Source organism: Micromonospora sp. SYSU B005 (genome assembly GCF_055362685.1).
Genome location: NZ_JAXCFU010000023.1, coordinates 29942 through 46383 on the forward strand (window position 1 = coordinate 29942; position 16442 = coordinate 46383).

At 70.8% G+C, this 16442-nt stretch carries 15 protein-coding genes, 1 tRNA gene, 1 other RNA gene and 1 pseudogene; 11 read left to right on the forward strand and 7 right to left on the reverse strand.

From position 1 onward, the window contains the following. Positions 1–45: 45 nt before the first annotated feature. Genes SM452_RS28910 through SM452_RS28925 form a run of 4 tightly spaced genes read right to left on the reverse strand, consistent with a single transcriptional unit; the run spans position 46 to position 2048 of the window. On the reverse strand, positions 46–567 hold the full coding sequence (locus tag SM452_RS28910; RefSeq protein WP_463841091.1) for a hypothetical protein: 522 nt from the start codon (positions 565–567) through the stop codon (positions 46–48). Then, complete coding sequence (locus SM452_RS28915) at positions 564–1178, reverse strand: hypothetical protein (protein WP_402814713.1); 615 nt, start codon at positions 1176–1178, stop codon at positions 564–566. Before SM452_RS28915 ends, SM452_RS28910 begins: the two co-directional genes overlap by 4 nt. Before the next feature lie 51 nt (positions 1179–1229). Then, a complete protein-coding gene (locus tag SM452_RS28920; RefSeq protein WP_355510908.1) occupies positions 1230–1742 on the reverse strand; it encodes an NUDIX hydrolase in 513 nt (170 codons plus the stop codon). A 21-nt stretch (positions 1743–1763) separates the two neighbouring features. Next, positions 1764–2048 (reverse strand): hypothetical protein, encoded by a 285-nt coding sequence (locus SM452_RS28925; protein ID WP_463841092.1) that lies wholly within the window; start codon positions 2046–2048, stop codon positions 1764–1766. Positions 2049–3292: 1244 nt separating this feature from the next. On the opposite strand from SM452_RS28925, the gene SM452_RS28930 reads away from it, so the two are divergent. Next, positions 3293–3625 carry a YciI family protein gene (locus SM452_RS28930; RefSeq protein WP_463841093.1) on the forward strand — a complete coding sequence of 111 codons (333 nt, stop codon included), beginning with the start codon at positions 3293–3295 and terminating at the stop codon, positions 3623–3625. Then, positions 3622–4842, forward strand: a complete 1221-nt coding sequence (locus tag SM452_RS28935; RefSeq protein ID WP_463841094.1) for an RNA polymerase sigma factor — start codon at positions 3622–3624, stop codon at positions 4840–4842. The genes SM452_RS28930 and SM452_RS28935 overlap by 4 nt, the downstream gene beginning before the upstream one ends. Before the next feature lie 65 nt (positions 4843–4907). On the opposite strand, the gene SM452_RS28940 is transcribed toward SM452_RS28935, so the two are convergent. The 3 genes and pseudogenes from SM452_RS28940 to SM452_RS28950 all read right to left on the reverse strand — a co-directional run bounded on the left by SM452_RS28940 (position 4908) and on the right by SM452_RS28950 (position 5999). Further along, positions 4908–5213: a helix-turn-helix domain-containing protein gene (locus SM452_RS28940; RefSeq protein WP_463841095.1), complete on the reverse strand. Its 306-nt coding sequence runs from the start codon at positions 5211–5213 to the stop codon at positions 4908–4910. Then, positions 5213–5601, reverse strand: a pseudogene (locus SM452_RS28945) (type II toxin-antitoxin system RelE/ParE family toxin). Before SM452_RS28945 ends, SM452_RS28940 begins: the two are co-directional and overlap by 1 nt. A 313-nt stretch (positions 5602–5914) precedes the next feature. Then, positions 5915–5999 (reverse strand) — tRNA-Ser (locus SM452_RS28950). 81 nt (positions 6000–6080) lie between these two features. Here SM452_RS28950 and ffs point away from each other — a divergent pair. From ffs to SM452_RS28995, 9 genes are all read left to right on the forward strand, one after another. After that, positions 6081–6170, forward strand: an RNA gene (gene ffs / locus SM452_RS28955) — signal recognition particle sRNA small type. Positions 6171–6278: 108 nt separating this feature from the next. Beyond that, the gene (locus SM452_RS28960) at positions 6279–9077 is read left to right on the forward strand and encodes a DNA polymerase III subunit gamma and tau (RefSeq protein WP_463841096.1); all 2799 of its coding nucleotides are present in this window, start codon (positions 6279–6281) and stop codon (positions 9075–9077) included. A gap of 108 nt (positions 9078–9185) precedes the next feature. After that, on the forward strand, positions 9186–9494 hold the full coding sequence (locus tag SM452_RS28965; protein ID WP_228533033.1) for a YbaB/EbfC family nucleoid-associated protein: 309 nt from the start codon (positions 9186–9188) through the stop codon (positions 9492–9494). A gap of 8 nt (positions 9495–9502) precedes the next feature. After that, on the forward strand, positions 9503–10096 hold the full coding sequence (recR, locus tag SM452_RS28970) for a recombination mediator RecR (protein WP_013289050.1): 594 nt from the start codon (positions 9503–9505) through the stop codon (positions 10094–10096). 322 nt (positions 10097–10418) lie between these two features. Continuing rightward, the gene (locus tag SM452_RS28975) at positions 10419–12080 is read left to right on the forward strand and encodes an ABC transporter substrate-binding protein (RefSeq protein ID WP_262013454.1); all 1662 of its coding nucleotides are present in this window, start codon (positions 10419–10421) and stop codon (positions 12078–12080) included. Positions 12081–12158: 78 nt separating this feature from the next. Then, positions 12159–13163, forward strand: coding sequence for an ABC transporter permease (locus SM452_RS28980; protein WP_194803309.1), 1005 nt, complete (start codon positions 12159–12161; stop codon positions 13161–13163). Beyond that, the gene (locus SM452_RS28985) at positions 13160–14128 is read left to right on the forward strand and encodes an ABC transporter permease (protein WP_252448187.1); all 969 of its coding nucleotides are present in this window, start codon (positions 13160–13162) and stop codon (positions 14126–14128) included. The genes SM452_RS28980 and SM452_RS28985 overlap by 4 nt, the downstream gene beginning before the upstream one ends. 11 nt (positions 14129–14139) lie before the next feature. Further along, complete coding sequence (locus tag SM452_RS28990) at positions 14140–15255, forward strand: ABC transporter ATP-binding protein (protein WP_262013453.1); 1116 nt, start codon at positions 14140–14142, stop codon at positions 15253–15255. Next, entirely contained in the window at positions 15252–16355 is a 1104-nt protein-coding gene (locus tag SM452_RS28995) for an ABC transporter ATP-binding protein (RefSeq protein WP_463841097.1), read from the forward strand. The genes SM452_RS28990 and SM452_RS28995 overlap by 4 nt, the downstream gene beginning before the upstream one ends. Positions 16356–16442: the final 87 nt, after the last annotated feature.

Sequence of the window (16442 nt, forward strand, 5' to 3'; positions counted from 1 at the left end):
ACCAGCCTGATTTCGCCGCTTGTCGCCGCTGGTGCCGCTAGACGATCAGCAGGGACCGTAGCCCTCGTCGAAGAGGCGGCGGGCCCAGTCCGCGTACCCGGCGATGATCTCGCGGACGGTGATCCCGTCGTGCAGGAACAGGTACGCGCGGTCGCCGTCGCGGGCGAGCAGCCCGGCGAAGCGGTGACTGCCGGGCGGTGCCGGCAGGTCGACGGCGCCCGGGTACGCGGCGCGGGCCTCGCCCACGGGCGAGCCGGCGCTGATGCCCTCGGGTGTGCTCATCGGGTCGTCGAGCCAGAGCAGGACGAGCCGGTCGTCGACGAAGATCGGGCTGACCGAACCGTGCCCGACCAGCGCGGGCCCGCATGCCTCTTCGTCGGCGCGCAGCACGCCGCGCCGGGTCAGGTCCGCCTCGGTGTCGCCGAACTCCGCGTTGCGCAGTCCCTCCAGACTCACCACCTGAGCGGCGCCGACCGGGCGGGCGGGCCACTGTGGATGAACGCCGCTGCCGGCTGCGGACGCGGCAGCAAGCAGTGCGGCAATAAAGCCGAATTGTCGTAGTTTCATGCAATCCCCCAGTCACCAACGGGACCGGGGCGATGAGGTTGCTGTTGTTTGTCGGATTGGCGTAGTTCCCACTCCTCGGCCAGTTCGTCCCAGTAGTCGGCGGACAGTCCGCGCCGGCCGTGCGCCAGCCAGCCGTCCGTGTCGCGTTCCAGGTGCAGGCCCAGTTCCGCGAACGGGTCGATCCACGCGCCCGGCTCCGCGCCCAGCCGGGCCAGCGCCGTGTTGATCGGCCACTCGGTCCGCGGCCGGTCCAGCGCGGCGTCGTACCGCGGGCCCCAGCTCACCTCGCCGCCGAGCCACACCACCGCCGACTGGTGGCCCAGGCCGCCCGCGAACTCCGCCTCCAGGTACGCCACCGGGCCGCTCCTCGACCAGCGGGCCAGCACCTCCGCCAGCGGCGGCGAGAGCACCAGCCGGAACGGACGCTCGGCGCGCGGCTCGTCGGTGGCGAAGTCCGGCAGGTCGCCGGTCAGCTCCTGCACCAACTGCGGGGTGACCGGCAGCAGCGCGAAGTCCTGGCGGAGCGCGGCGAGCACCGCGTGATCCAGGTCGGCGGTCTGCTCGCGAAGCAGTTCGACGTCGGCGACCACGGCGCTGAGCTGGTAACTCATCCGGTCCTCTCGGCGTCCACAGGCTGTGGATGGAACATGTGTACGACGGCTTCAGGTGGTTCCGTTGGTCAGGTACCTCGGGCGTCCGTCGCTCAGCGCGGCCACCGCGTGACGCAGCCGATGCCAAACGTACGGGCGAAGCAACGCCTGCGCATCAGCGAGCGCAACGAATCGAGCGTCGGCCAGTTCGCCGTCAGCCGGTTTCAACGGCTCGGCGGGCGGCAGTGCGCCGCCGTCGAAGATGAACATCAGGCTGTCGTCCCACGGGCCGTGCGGTGCCACCCAGTCCACCACCAGCAACGGTCCGACGCACAGATCGAGACCCAACTCCTCGCGTACCTCCCGCTCGGCGGCCAGGTGCGGCGGCTCGTTCGCCTCCGCCATGCCGCCCGGCAGGTCCCAGTCCGGCTTGTAGCGCGGATCCACCAACAGGACGTCGCCGTCACCGTTGCGCAGCAGTACGTCGGCTCCCACCCGCTTCCGGGGCTGCCGCGCGTTGCCCTCGGCGAGGTGGGCCTGCCAGGCTGCCGGATCTCGCTCGTACAGGGGACGCTCGTCGGCCATACCGACGATTGTCGGCTGTCCTCACCCCGTCGGCAGCGGCAGCGCCACCCATCTCCGCTCCCGGATGGTGTCGCGAAGCCGGTCCAGAAGCTGTGGCACGTCCGGGCACCGGACGGCATGCGACCGCAGCAGCAGTGCGAGATGTCTGAGCTGGTCGAGGACGACGGCCGAGCCCAGACCATGGGTGAGATCGAGGGTCTGATGCGTCAGGTCGCACGCCTCCTCGATCCGGGCCTGCCCGACGAGCGCGGTGGCCAGGAGCATCCGGGCGAGCGCCTGACTCCGCACCCGGCCGCTCGGCGACATTGCCGTTGAGGATGCGAAGAGCGGCCGTGACGTCACCGAGGCGAAGCAGGCAGCGCGCCGACTCGATATCGAACGAGGTGCGGTCGAACGGACTCAGCCATTCGGTGGGTGCAGGTGCGGCCTCCGCGAAGGCGGACTCAGCCCGCTGAAGGGAAGCGTGGCAGTCGGCGGTGAGACCCGCTGCGGCGAGGCCGCGTGCCTGCAAGGCAAGAAGACGGGCGCGTATCAGAGCGCCAGCCTCCTCTTGAGCGACGGCCCCGAGCCCGTCGCTGGCATGTGAGATCGCGGCCTCCGCGTTTCCGCCGTGGCAGGCGAGGTGGCTCAGGCTTCCGTGCACCTGCGCCACCAGCAGCGCGTCTCTGCTGTCGACGGCGAGCGCCAAGGCGTCAAGGAAGTGCCCTCTACTCGTCGTGCTGTCCCCGGAATCGTGTGCCATCCAACCGGCCATCTCGTGCAAGGCCGCCACCGCCATGAGCACCTGCGAGGACATGGCAGGAGGACGACCTGTCGGCCTGGAGAAGGTGGCGAGGTGCGCCAGCACAGTGCTGTAGAGGTTCTTGCCGCCAACCTGACGATCTGCGGACCGGAGTGCGCGGATCAGTTGAGGACCCACCTCCATGACATCGGCTGGCACGGGGGTGTCGCCTGGCGCGGCCGGTAGTCGGAACCACAAGGTGTGCGCGGGTATCCGCAGCACGCGGGCCCAGTGCGCCAGTCGGTCGAGGTGCACCACCGCCGGTCCGTTCTCGATGCGGCTCAGTTGCGCCTGCGTAATCCCGAACCAGCCGGCGACCGTGGCCTGGGGCAGCGGCTGTCGCCCGTGATAGGGATGGTGACGGTAGGCGCGGACAACGCGACCGAGGTGCCGATCCGCAAGCGCATGGCGAAGCGGTTCATGGGACCAGAAGCTGGGTGGAACGTCGGGAGCAGCGACGATGCGGTCCCGCTCCGCTCGCTGACAGGGAGCGCACCGTCCCGAGTCGTTGTCGGCAGCCAGGTTGGCGCCGCAACGCGCACACCTGCTCGGCCTCGATGCCGCGATCACTCACTTATTCAACCCGCTCAGTGACTTTCGGTTATACATGCAACGCATAACCGGTCATGACTAGGACCAAAAGGTTGGAGTGCCACGTACGAGAATCGCCTGATCGACCTCGTCGGAGGCTGTCGGATCGGGGTGGCGGCGTTCGTAGCCGGGGTGACAGCGGCCCGGCCGGCGGCCGGCGAGAGCGAAAGAGGAGCCGATGGCGCAGTACCTGATCTCCGTACTCGACGACACGACCGGCTCGGCCACCGAGGCGGAGATGGCAGCGATCGGTGAGTTCAACGAGCAGTTGCGCGCCGGCGGCCACTGGGTCTTCGCCGGTGGGCTCGCGGCACCGGAGACGGCCACCGTCGTGGACGCGCGGGGCGGAAGTCCGCTGCTCACCGACGGACCCTACGTGGAGACGAAGGAGTACGTCGGCGGGTTCTGGATCATCGAGGCACCGGACTTCGACGTGGCGCTGCCGCTCGCCGCGCAGGCGTCGCAGCGGTGCAACAGGCGGGTCGAGCTGCGGCCGTTCCTGGGCGCGTGACAGACGTCGGCGAGGCGCTCACCCGGGTCCACCGCGAGGAGTGGGCCCGGGTCGTCGCCACGCTCGCCCGGCGCATCGGCGATCTCGACGTGGCCGAGGAGATGACCGCCGAGGCGTTCGCCGCAGCAGTCGAACGATGGTCGGCCGACGGCGTACCGCCGAACCCCGGCGCGTGGCTCACCACCACCGCGTACCGCCGGGCTGTCGACCGGATCCGGCGCGAGAGCCGGCGGGACGACAAGCACCGGGAGGCGCTGATGCTGGCCGACGTGCCCGAACCGCTCGGTGTCATCGACGACGACCGGCTCCGCCTGATCTTCACCTGCTGCCACCCGGCGCTGGCCATGGAGGCGCGGGTGGCGCTGACGCTGCGCCTGGTCGGCGGGCTCACCGTGCCGGAGATCGCCCGGGCGTATCTCGTCCAGGAAGCCGCCATGAGCAGGCGGATCACCAGGGCCAAGACGAAGATCAAGGCGGCCGGGATCCCGTACCGGGTGCCGGCCCGCGACGACCTGCCGTCCCGGGTCAGCGGCGTGCTCGCCGTCCTGTACCTGATCTTCAACGAGGGCTACCTCGCCTCCGACCCGGCCAAGGAGGCGGTGCGTGCCGACCTGACCGCCGAGGCGATCCGGCTCACCCGGCTGGTCCGTACGCTGCTGCCCGACGACGACGAGGCCACCGGACTCCTGGCGCTGATGCTGCTCACCGAGGCCCGCCGGCCCGCCCGGGTGTCCGCGACGGGCGAACTCGTCGTCCTGGCCGAGCAGGACCGCAGCGCCTGGGACCGCGAACTCATCGCGGAGGGGCACGCCCTGGTCCGCGCGTGCATCGCCGCCGGCCGGCCGCCGGGCCGCTACCAGATCCTCGCCGCGATCAACGCCGTCCACACCGACGCCCGCGACGCGCGGGACACCGACTGGGCGCAGGTCGCCGCGCTCTACGACCATCTGGTACGCGTCGATCCGTCGCCGATCGTGCGGCTCAACCGGGCCGTGGCGGTCGCCGAGCTGGACGGGCCGCAGGTCGCGCTTGCGGAGGTGGACGGGTTGACGCTGGACGGCTATCACGCGTACCACGCCACGCGAGCCGAGTTGTTGCGGCGGATGGGGCGTGGTGGGGAGGCGCGGGAGGCGTACGACCGGGCGATCGAGCTGGCGGGGAACAGCGCGGAGACGGCGTACTTGAAGCGGCGGCGGGACCAGTTGGGCACCGGGTGAGGAGTGCCATGGAGCGCCGAAGGGGCGCCGCAAGCGGTGCCCCTTCGTGTCTATCTCTTGCCCACTCAGCTGAGGGTGACCCGCTCGCCCTCGAAGTCAGCGACGATCTCCACGTTGCCGCCGAGGGCCCTGATGTAACGCACAACAGTGCCGACCTCGGCCTTCGGCAACTCGCCGTTCTCGATCGCCGCGACGCGAGGCTGCGACACCTTCATGCGGTCAGCGACCTGCTGCTGGGTCAGGCCCCGGCGCTCGCGCATCTCGCGCAGGCGCGCGGCGCGGACCTCGCCGCGCATCCGCTCCTTTTGCTGCTCGACGGTGGTCTCGTTCAGGTCGGCGCGGGAGCGAACGTCCCGCCAGCTACGTGCCATCAGCGTTGTCCCTTCAGCTCTCGCAGGTGCTCGGTGAACTTCTGGTCCGCTTCGAGGATGCTGGTCTCGTACCAGCCCTCCAGTTGCCGGCCTTGTCACCCGCGACCAGGAGGATGGCCTCCCGCTGGGGGTCGAAGGCGAACAGGATCCTGATCTCCGTATCCCCCGCCGAGCCCGGCCGGAGCTCCTTCATGTTCTTGTAGTCGGAGCCCTTCACATGGTCAACGAGGGGCCGCCCGAGGGCCGGGCCTTCCTCGGCGAGCAGGTCAATGGCGGCGGCCACCTGGCCTGCGGAATCCGGGTCATCCTTACTGAGGCGAAGGAACCACTCCTCGACCTCCTCAGTGAGGCTGACTTCCCATCCGCTCGCTTCCCCACTGTAGACCACGTAATACTCCTGCGTTATAACGATTGTGGTTCTGGGAATAAAAATCGGACTCTTGGCATCACAGTGCTAGAACGTGCACAGATCCGGCACTACGTAGCGTCAGGAGTACGACAAGACCATCCTGTGTCTGCGCGCGAGTGACGGGGAGAGCTGATCTCTGCGATTCATGACAGCCGCCAGCGATCTGGCCGAGCAGCCGGCCGCGAGCAACCAGGCGGGCCGGACCATGGCAAGTGAGACGAGGGTGAGCGTAGAGACGACTCAGGGCCGGTCCCGTGGGGGCCGGCCCTGTCGTTTTTCCTGCTCAAGCGAGCGGAGGATACGAGATTCGAACTCGTGAGGGTGTGAACCCAACACGCTTTCCAAGCGTGCGCCCTAGGCCTCTAGGCGAATCCTCCGCGAGCCAGGATACAGGTCTCCCGACGGCGGGCCACCCCACCCTCCCGGAAGATCCACAACCCTTCGGGTAGGCTTGGCGTCACCTCCCGTGCGGCGGTACCTCGTGAACCTCCCCAGGGCCGGAAGGCAGCAAGGATAAGCGAGCTCTGCCGGGTGCACGGGAGGCCTTTCTGTCTCCCGGGCCGGGTAACGTCCCTGCGGGTCGGGTCACGGGGTGGTGGGTGGTCACCCGGGGCCGACCGGCGCAGAATGGCTCTCCTCGAGAGGAGGCGGGACGGGTGGCACTGGCCCTTTACCGCAAGTACCGGCCGCGGACGTTCGCCGAGATGATCGGCCAGGAGCAGGTCACCGAGCCGCTGTCGCAGGCGCTGCGCAGCGGGCGGCTCAACCACGCCTACCTCTTCTCCGGTCCGCGGGGCTGCGGCAAGACCTCCAGCGCCCGGATCCTGGCCCGCTCCCTCAACTGCGAGCAGGGCCCCACCCCCGAGCCGTGCGGGCAGTGTGACTCGTGTCGCGGGCTGGCGCCCGACGGCGGCGGCTCGATCGACGTCATCGAGATCGACGCGGCCAGCCACGGTGGTGTCGACGACGCCCGTGAGCTGCGCGAGAAGGCGTTCTTCGCCCCGGCCCGCAGCCGCTTCAAGATCTACATCATCGACGAGGCGCACATGGTCTCGTCGGCCGGCTTCAACGCCCTGCTCAAGCTGGTCGAGGAGCCCCCGGAGTACGTCAAGTTCATCTTCGCCACCACCGAACCGGAGAAGGTCCTCGGCACGATCAAGTCGCGGACCCACCACTACCCGTTCCGGCTGTTCCCGCCGAAGGTGGTCCGCCCCTACCTCGAACAGCTCTGCGAGGCGGAGGGCGTCACTGTCGAGCCGGCGGTCTTCCCGCTGGTGGTGCGCGCCGGCGGGGGCAGCATGCGCGACAGCCTCTCCGTGCTCGACCAGCTCATCGCGGGCGCCGGCCCGGAGGGCGTCGACTACGCCCGGGCCGCCGCGCTGCTCGGGGTCACCGACGCCGCGCTGATCGACGAGATGTGCGACGCGCTCGCCGCCGGTGACGGCGCCGCCGCGTACGCCACAGTCGACCGGGTCGCCGAGGCCGGGCACGACTCGCGCCGCTTCGCCTCCGACCTGCTGGAACGCCTCCGCGACCTGATCGTCCTGCAGCAGGTGCCCGATGCCGCCGCCAGGGGCCTCATCGACGGCCCGGCCGACCAGATCGAGCGGATGGCCGCCCAGGCGCAGCGCCTCGGCCCGGCCACGCTGTCCCGCTGCGCCGACATCGTGCACAACGGCCTGGTCGAGATGCGCGGCACCACCGCGCCCCGGCTGCTGCTGGAGCTGATCTGCGCGCGCATGCTGCTGCCCGGCGCGGACGACTCCTCGGCCGGCCTGCTCCAGCGCCTGGAGCGGATGGAGCGCCGGCTGACGCTCGGGGGCGCCGAGCTGCCGCCGGCCGCCGCCGACTCCGCGCATCCCACCCAGACCCCTGGGGTACGCCCGGCAGCTCCCGCCCCGGGCGCGGCTGCCGCCGCGGTCCACCCGGATTCCGCCGGCACGCCGGCGGCTGCCGGTGCCCCGACCGGTGCGGCCGCCGCACGTGCCGCCGCAGCCGCTGCGGCGGGTGCCCGGAACGCCGCACCCGGTGCCCGTCCGGCCCCGAACGGTGCGGCCACGGATTCCCGTCCCGCGGCCGGTGCGGTTGCCGAGTCCGGTCCGGCGTCTGCCGAGTCCGGCCCGCGTCCCGCCCCGGTGGCGACCGAAGCGGCCGCGGCTGCCGGGGTGCACACCGACACGGACGCCGGGTTCCCTGCACCGGCCGCCTCCGGCTCGACGACGTCCGGTCCGGCCACCGCCCGACGCCCGGTACCGCCGTCCGCGGTGATGCGCGACCCGGCCACGCCCGAGCCGCCCCGCCCGGGCGCGGCGAATCCCGGCGCGCTCGACGCAGTAGCGGTGCGCCGGGTCTGGCCCGAGGTGGTCGGCAAGGTCAACCGGAGCAACAAGCGGATCGCCGCGCTGATGCGGGACGCGGTGGTACGCGACCTGGACGGCGACACCCTGGTGCTGACCGTGAAGTCGACGGTGCTGGCGAAGATGATGGCCGACCACGCCGCCGTGCTGACCGACGCGCTCTACGAGGAGCTGGGCGGTCGGTGGCAGATCCGCTGCGAGGTGGCCGGTGAGCGCGGTGCGGCCTCACTCGGCGGCCCGTCCCGCCCGTCCGGTGCGAGCCGCGCGCAGGCCGACGCCGCACCGGGCCGCAACGCGCCCGACAGCGCTCCGGCCCGCTCGGCCCCCGCCCCGACAGGTGCCGCGTCCGACGCCGCTCCCGGTCGCCCGGACCCCGGAGCGGCTGGCACCGCTCAGGTGCGCCCCGCTTCCGGCAGCGCAGCAGACTTCTCCCACTCGACCGCACCCGACCCGGGACCGGGCCGTCCGGACTCCGGTGCTGCCGGGCGCCCGGAATCGACGAAGTCCGACAGCACGGCCCGATCCTCGACCACGCCGGTCGCTGCGGCTGGGCCGGCCGGCGAGGAGGACTGGCCGGAGCCCGTTCGGCCCGGTGGCGTGGCCGCCGGTACCGCCTCGGCGGCGGGCACCGGGGATGCGGAGGACTGGCCGGCGGCGGCCCGTCCGGGCGGGGGCACGGCGACCGCTACCGCCCCTGTCGTCGTACCCAAGCCTGCGGCACCTGCGGCGGCGCCTGCCGCTGGGGCGAGGCCGGCGGGGCCGAAGAACAGCGCGATCGCGGCGGCGCGTGCGGCCGCGGCGGCTGCTGCCGCGGGCGGTGGTGCCGGCAAGGGGCCGCGCGCGGCGCAGCCGGCGCGGAAGACGGCCGATGCCGAGTGGGCGGGCGAGCCGCCCTACGACCCGGACTTCGACGGCCCGGTGCGGGGCGGGGGCGCGCCCGCGGCGGCGCCCGCCTACGAGGGGTTCGATCCGGGCGACGAGCCGCTCGACGAAGTGATCGACGAGCGGACCGCCCGGCAGTCGAGTGAGGAGCAGGCGGTGCAGCTGCTGCGCGAGACGTTCGGGGCGGAGAAGATCGACGAGGTGGACGCGCGCTGAGCGTGCGCCGACCGCGATTCAGCGGTGCCGTGGCCCGACTAGGCTGGGCGCGGCCGAGCAGACGAGTGGAAGAAGGAGCGGTCCGTGCGCCCAGGTGGACAGCCGAACATGCAGCAGATGCTGAAGCAGGCGCAGAAGATGCAGCAGCAGATCGCCAAGGCCCAGGCCGAGCTGGCCGAGGCGGAGCTGACCGGCACCGCCGGCGGGGGCCTGGTCACCGCTACGGTCGCCGGTACCGGTGAGCTGAAGGCGATCAAGATCGACCCGAAGGCGGTCGACCCGGAGGACGTCGAGACGCTTGAGGACCTGGTGGTCGCCGCAGTGCACAACGCCGCCGAGGCGGCCCGCGAGCTGACCGAGAAGAAGATGGGCCCGGTCGCGGGCGGCATGGGCGGCCTCAGCCTGCCCGGGTTCTGAGCCGGCAGATGTACGAGGGTGCCATCCAGGATCTGATCGACGAGCTGGGCCGGCTGCCGGGCGTGGGCCCGAAGAGCGCCCAGCGGATCGCGTTCCACGTGCTGTCGGCGGATCCGGCCGACGTGAACCGGCTGGCCGGCGCGCTGCGCAAGGTCAAGGACCTGGTCCGGTTCTGCACGACCTGCTACAACGTGGCCGAGTCGGAGCAGTGCCGGATCTGCCGCGACCCACGGCGCACCGACGAGGTGCTCTGTGTGGTCGAGGAGCCGAAGGACGTGGTGGCGATCGAGCGGACCGGCGAGTTCCGCGGGCGCTACCACGTGCTCGGCGGCGCGATCAATCCGCTGGAGGGCATCGGCCCGGACAACCTGCGGATCCGTGAGCTGATGACCCGCCTCGGCGGCGGCGAGGTCCGCGAGCTGATCCTCGCCACCGACCCGAACACCGAGGGCGAGGCGACAGCCACCTACCTGGCGCTGATGGTCAAGCCGATGGGGATCGCGGTGACCCGGCTCGCGAGTGGACTGCCGGTCGGCGGCGACCTGGAGTACGCCGACGAGATCACGCTGGGCCGGGCCTTCGAGGGCCGACGGGCCGTCTGAATCAAGTCGTGCCGCCTCCGGCGGGTGCCCTGCGGGGTGCCCGCCGGACGTGTCTCCGGGCCGGACGGGCATGTCCGTCGATCTGACAGGAACGTGCGTCCGGGACCGGATCGACGTAATAAATTCGGCCTTCTGGCCGACGAAACATCGGCAGCGTAAGTGATTATCCTTCGATTCGTATGCCTCGTTGCGGAACAGACACGATTCGATACCAACCCGCCCCCCGCCGGTTTCCGCGCCGTCCACCCGAGGGCTAAGGTCTGCGCACATCGGTGACCCTGTCACCACGTTGTCCGTACCCCCAAGGACGAGGTGAAGCACCATGCGTGCATCCAGGCCGAAGGTCGCAATCGCGGCCGTCGCGGTCGCGGCCCTCGCGGTTGCAGGCTGCGCCGAGAGCGACCGTGAGAGTGGCTCCGGAGATAGCAAGAAGGACACCCTCGTCTTCGGCGTCGCCGGAGACCCGAAGGTGCTCGACCCCAGCTTCGCCAGCGACGGTGAGTCGCTGCGCGTGGCGCGCCAGGTCTTCGAGACCCTGGTCCGTCCGGAGGAGGGCGGCACCAAGGTGACGCCGGGCCTCGCCGAGTCCTGGACGCCGGATGCGGCGGGCACGACCTGGACCTTCAAGCTCCGCTCGGGTGTCAAGTTCCACGACGGCACCGACTTCAACGCCGAGGCCGTCTGCGTCAACTTCAACCGCTGGTACAACGCCAAGGGCCTCATGCAGAGCCCGGACGTGACCGCGTACTGGCAGGACGTCATGGGCGGGTTCGCCAAGAACGAGAACCCGGACCTGCCGCCGAGCCTCTTCAAGTCCTGCACCGCCAAGGACGCCACCACTGTGGACCTGGCGTTCACCCGGGTGTCCAGCAAGATCCCGGCCGCGCTCATGCTGCCGTCGTTCTCGATCCAGAGCCCGAAGGCGATGGAGCAGTACGACGCCAGCAACGTCACCGGCACCGCCGAGGACATCAAGTACCCGGCGTACGCGATGGAGCACCCGACCGGCACCGGCCCGTTCAAGTTCAAGGCGTGGGACATCGCGAACAAGTCGCTCACCATCGAGCGCAACGACGACTACTACGGCGACAAGGCCAAGCTGAAGACCATCATCTTCAAGACGATCTCGGACGAGAACGCCCGCAAGCAGGCGCTCCGCTCGGGTGACATCCAGGGCTACGACCTGGTCGGCCCGGCCGACGTCGAGCCGCTGAAGAAGGAGGGCTTCAACGTCCTCACCCGGCCCGCCTTCAACATCCTCTACCTGGCGATCAACCAGAAGGGGAACCCGAAGCTGGCCGACCTGAAGGTCCGGCAGGCCATCGCGCACGCGCTGAACCGGCAGGCCCTGGTCGACTCGAAGCTGCCCCCGGGCGCCAAGGTCGCGATGAACTTCTTCCCGGACACCGTCGAGGGCTGGAACGGCGACGTCACCAAGTACGACTACGACCCCGCCAAGGCGAAGGCCCTGCTGGCCGAGGCCGGCGCGTCGAACCTGACGCTGAAGTTCCACTACCCGACCGAGGTCACCCGGCCGTACATGCCGAACCCGAAGGACATCTTCGAGCTGCTCTCGGCGGACCTCAAGGCGGTCGGCATCAACGTCCAGGCCATCCCGCTGAAGTGGAGCCCGGACTACCTCAACGCCACCACCTCCGGCAACAAGCACGACCTGCACTTCCTCGGCTGGACCGGTGACTACGGCGACGCGTACAACTTCATCGGCACCTTCTTCGACCGCCCGAAGGACGAGTGGGGCTTCAACAACCCCCAGCTCTTCGCGCAGTTCAAGGACGCCGACACCACCGCCGACGCGGCGGCCCGTACGGAGAAGTACAAGGCACTGAACAAGTCGATCATGGACTTCCTGCCGGGTGTGCCGATCTCGCACTCCCCGCCGGCGATCGTGTTCGGCAAGGACGTGACCGGGATCAAGGCGAGCCCGCTCACCGACGAGCGGTACGCGACCGCAGAGTTCAAGTGATCTGAAGGCACCGTACGCGGGCGGGCGCTGTGACCACAGCGCCCGCCCGCACCCCTCCGCACACCTTCCGAGGCGCCCGTGTTCCGGTTCATCATCAGACGCCTGCTACAGCTGATACCCACGCTGTTCGGGCTCTCCGTCCTGCTGTTCATCTGGCTCCACCGACTTCCCGGCGGGCCCGAGACCGCGATCCTCGGTGAACGGGGCACGCCCGAGACGCGCGCCGCCATCCGGCGCAACCTCGGCCTCGACGAGCCGATCCTGGTCCAGTACGCCCGCTTCCTGCGGCGGATGATCCGGCTCGACCTGGGCACCTCGACCGGTACGAAGCGGGCCGTCACCACGGAGTTCGTGGAACGGTTCCCCGGCACCGTCGAGCTGACGATCATGGCGATGATCCTCGCGGTCGGCATCGGCATCCCGCTCGGCTACCTGGCCGCCCGCCGCCGGGGCCGGTTCCTCGACCACGCCTCGGTCGGCGGATCGCTCATCGGCATCTGCATCCCGGTCTTCTTCCTGGCGTACGTGCTCAAGGCGATCTTCGCGGAGAACCTGGGCTGGTTCCCCTCCAGCGGCCGGCAGGACCCGACCATCGGGGCGACCCGGGTCACCAACTTCTTCGTCCTCGACGGGCTCATGACCCGCGAGTGGGACGCCGCCGCCGACGCGCTCTGGCACCTCGTGCTGCCTGGTATCGCGCTCGCCAGCATCCCGCTCGCGATCATCGTCCGGATCACCCGGGCCAGCGTGCTGGAGGTGCTGAACGAGGACTTCGTCCGCACCGCCGAGGCCAAGGGCCTGACCGAGCGGACCGTCCGCCGCCGGCACGTGCTGCGCAACGCCATGCTTCCGGTGGCCACCTCGATCGGTCTCCAGACCGGTCTCCTGCTCTCCGGCGCGGTGCTCACCGAGACCGTGTTCGCGTTCAGCGGCATCGGCGCGTTCGTCGCCGAGTCGATCAGTCAGCGCGACTACCCGGTGCTGATGGGCTTCATCATGATCATTGCGGTGGTGTACGTGCTGGTGAATCTCCTGGTCGACCTCTCCTACAGCGTGATCGACCCGAGGGTGAGGGTGCGATGACCATCACCACTGGCAAGAAGCGCGAGAAGATCGACCGGCTCGCCGAACTGGCCGCCCGCGACGACGAGCAGGGGGTGAGCCTCTGGAAGGAGGCGTTCCGCCGGCTGCGCCGCAACCCGGCCGCCGTCATCGGCGTGGTCATCCTGGCGGTCTTCGTCCTGGTCGCGGTCATCGGGCCGTTCCTCGTCCCGTACAGCCCGACGGACTCCATCGGCATCCGCGAAGGACTGGTCAAGTCCGGCCAGGGCATCATCCCGGGCGTCTCCGCCGACCACTGGCTCGGCTTCGACCACCAGGGCCGGGACGAGTTCAGCCGGCTCATCGTCGGGGCCCGGCAGACGCTGCTCGTCGGCGTCGTCTCCACCCTGATCGGCCTCGCGGTCGGCGCGCTGATCGGCGGCGTCGCCGGTGCCGCGGCCGGTCTCGGCGGGCGCTGGGGCCGCTGGATCGACACCACCCTGATGCGCTTCATCGACATGCTGCTGGCCATGCCGAGCCTGCTGCTCGCGGTGAGCATCGCGGCACTGCTCGGCGCCAGCCTCACCACCGTGATGATCGCCGTCGGTGTGGTGTCCGTGCCGATCTTCGCCCGGCTGCTGCGCGGCTCGATGATCGCGCAGGCAAACAGCGACTACGTGCTGGCCGCGACGTCGCTCGGCGTGAAGCGCTCCAAGATCGCCCTTACCCACGTGGTGCCGAACTCGATCGCTCCGGTCATCGTGCAGGCCACGCTGACGCTGGCGACCGCGATCATCGAGGCGGCCGCGCTGTCCTTCCTCGGTCTCGGCAACCCCGACTCGGCCATCCCGGAGTGGGGCGTCATGCTCGCCGACGCGCAGCCGTACCTGGGCATCCGGCCGGGCCTGGCGATCTATCCGGCGCTCGGCATCATCATCACCGCGCTCGGGTTCACCCTGCTCGGTGAGGCGATGCGCGAGGCTCTCGATCCGAAGCTGCGGAAGTAGGTCAGTCAGCCATGGCACTGCTCGAAGTGGACGACCTCTCCGTCACGTTCGCCCGTCGTGGGCAGCGCACCGTGCACGCGGTGGACGGGGTGTCCTTCTCGGTCGACGCCGGCGAGGTGGTCGGCCTGGTCGGCGAGTCCGGCTGCGGCAAGAGCGTCACGTCGCTGGCCATCATGGGCCTGCTGCCCAAGCAGCCGGGCCTGCGCGTGGGCGGCAAGGCGGTCTTCGACGGCACCGACCTGCTCCAGCTCGACGACCGGTCGCGCCGCGACATCCGCGGGCGGGACGTCGCGATGATCTTCCAGGACCCGCTCTCCTCGCTGAACCCGGTCATCCCGATCGGGCTCCAGGTGACCGAGGTGCTCGCCCGGCACCGGGGCATGAAGGGCGAGGCGGCCACCAGGGAGGCGGCCGACCTGCTCGACCGGGTGGGCATCCCGGACCCGCGGCGGCGCCTCAAGGAGTACCCGCACCAGCTCTCCGGCGGCATGCGGCAGCGGGCGCTGATCGCCATGGCGGTCGCCTGCCAGCCCCGGCTGCTGATCGCCGACGAGCCGACCACCGCGCTCGACGTCACCATCCAGGCGCAGATCCTGGAACTTCTCAAGGGCCTGGTCCGGGACTCCGGCACCGCCCTGGTCATGATCACGCACGACCTCGGTGTGGTGGCCGGCATGTGCGACACCATCAACGTGCTCTACGCCGGCCGGGTGGTGGAGACGGCCACCCGCCGTCCGCTGTTCCGCCAGCCCCGGCACCCGTACACCGAGGGGTTGCTCGCCTCGGTGCCGCGCCTGGACGCCGGCCGTGGCGAACGGCTGAACCCCATCCCCGGCTCGGTGCGCGACGTCCTGCCCTGGCCGGACGGCTGCGCGTTCGCCCCGCGCTGTGCGCGCCGCGTCGACGAGTGCGTGGGCGAACCGCCGGAGCTGGTGCTCACCCACGACGCGCGCAGCTACCGCTGCGTCAACCCGGTGCCGATCCCCGGCCTGACCCCGGAGGCGGACGCCCGCGCGACCGCGCCGACGACCACCGAACCGGGTGCGGTGCCGGCCCAGGCCGAGCCGGCCGACCCGCCCGCCGTGCCCGGCTTCGGACCGGCTCCGCGCGAGGAGGAGACCCCATGAGCGACAACGACATCCTCGTCGAGGTCCGCGACCTGAAGGTGCACTTCCCGATCCGCCGGGGCGTGATCTTCGACCGGACCGTCGGGCACGTCAAGGCGGTCGACGGGGTCGACCTGAGCATTCCGCGCGGCAAGACGTACGGGCTGGTGGGCGAGTCGGGCTGCGGCAAGTCCACGCTGGGCCGGGCGCTGCTCCAGCTCAACCCGCCGACCAGCGGCGAGGCGAAGTTCGACGGCGTCGAGCTGACCACGCTGCCGGCCGGCAAGCTGCGCGCGATGCGCCGCCGGATGCAGATGATCTTCCAGGACCCGATGTCCAGCCTGGACCCCCGGCAGAACGTCGAGTCGATCCTGACCGAGGGCCTCCAGACCCACGGCATCGGCGCCAACCGGGACGACCGGCGGCGGATCATCGGCGAGACGCTCGACGCGGTCGGCCTGCCCAAGTGGGCGCTGTCCCGCTACCCGCACGAGTTCTCCGGCGGCCAGCGCCAGCGCATCGGTATCGCGCGCGCCCTGGTGCTCGGCCCGGAGCTGATCGTCGCCGACGAGCCGGTCTCCGCGCTGGACGTGTCGATCCAGGCGCAGGTGGTGAACCTGCTCGACGAACTCCAGGACAGCCTCGGCCTGACCTACCTGGTCATCGCGCACGACCTGGCCGTGGTGCGGCACATCTCCGACATCGTCGGTGTGATGTACCTGGGCGCGCTGGTGGAGGAGGCGCCGAGCGACCGGCTCTACACCGAGCCGCTGCACCCGTACACCCGGGCGCTGATGTCGGCGGTGCCGGTGCCGGACCCGGACGTGGAGGACCGCCGCGAGCGCATCCTGCTCGCCGGTGACCTGCCGTCGCCGGCCAACCCGCCGTCGGGCTGCCGGTTCCACACCCGATGCCCGTGGGCGCAGCCGACCCGCTGCGCCGACGAGCGGCCGGAACTGCGCCAGATCGGTGCCAGCCGGGTGGCCTGCCACTGGGCCGAGCAGATCGCCGCCGGCGAGCTGCGCCCGCACGAGGTGACCGCGAAGATCACCCGCCCGGAGGGCGAGGGTGAGGAGCCGGGCGTGGTCTCCGCGCCCAGCGAGCCCGGCTCGTACGTCTGACATGACGAAGCGCGGGGCCCCCCCCCCCCGGGGGGGTCGCGCCTCAGGGGCGGTGAGCCCCCGGGGGGGGTGAGGCTGCCCCCCCCC

Coding starts and splice junctions, on each gene's coding strand:
- SM452_RS28925 (WP_463841092.1), bottom strand. CDS start 2,048: ATGTCGCCGAGCGGCCGGGTGCGGAGTCAGGCGCTCGCCCGGATGCTC.
- SM452_RS28965 (WP_228533033.1), top strand. CDS start 9,186: ATGCAGCAGATGCTGAAGCAGGCGCAGAAGATGCAGCAGCAGATCGCC.
- SM452_RS28995 (WP_463841097.1), top strand. CDS start 15,252: ATGAGCGACAACGACATCCTCGTCGAGGTCCGCGACCTGAAGGTGCAC.
- recR (WP_013289050.1), top strand. CDS start 9,503: ATGTACGAGGGTGCCATCCAGGATCTGATCGACGAGCTGGGCCGGCTG.
- SM452_RS28920 (WP_355510908.1), bottom strand. CDS start 1,742: ATGGCCGACGAGCGTCCCCTGTACGAGCGAGATCCGGCAGCCTGGCAG.
- SM452_RS28975 (WP_262013454.1), top strand. CDS start 10,419: ATGCGTGCATCCAGGCCGAAGGTCGCAATCGCGGCCGTCGCGGTCGCG.
- SM452_RS28910 (WP_463841091.1), bottom strand. CDS start 567: ATGAAACTACGACAATTCGGCTTTATTGCCGCACTGCTTGCTGCCGCG.
- SM452_RS28940 (WP_463841095.1), bottom strand. CDS start 5,213: ATGGCACGTAGCTGGCGGGACGTTCGCTCCCGCGCCGACCTGAACGAG.
- SM452_RS28990 (WP_262013453.1), top strand. CDS start 14,140: ATGGCACTGCTCGAAGTGGACGACCTCTCCGTCACGTTCGCCCGTCGT.
- SM452_RS28915 (WP_402814713.1), bottom strand. CDS start 1,178: ATGAGTTACCAGCTCAGCGCCGTGGTCGCCGACGTCGAACTGCTTCGC.
- SM452_RS28930 (WP_463841093.1), top strand. CDS start 3,293: ATGGCGCAGTACCTGATCTCCGTACTCGACGACACGACCGGCTCGGCC.
- SM452_RS28985 (WP_252448187.1), top strand. CDS start 13,160: ATGACCATCACCACTGGCAAGAAGCGCGAGAAGATCGACCGGCTCGCC.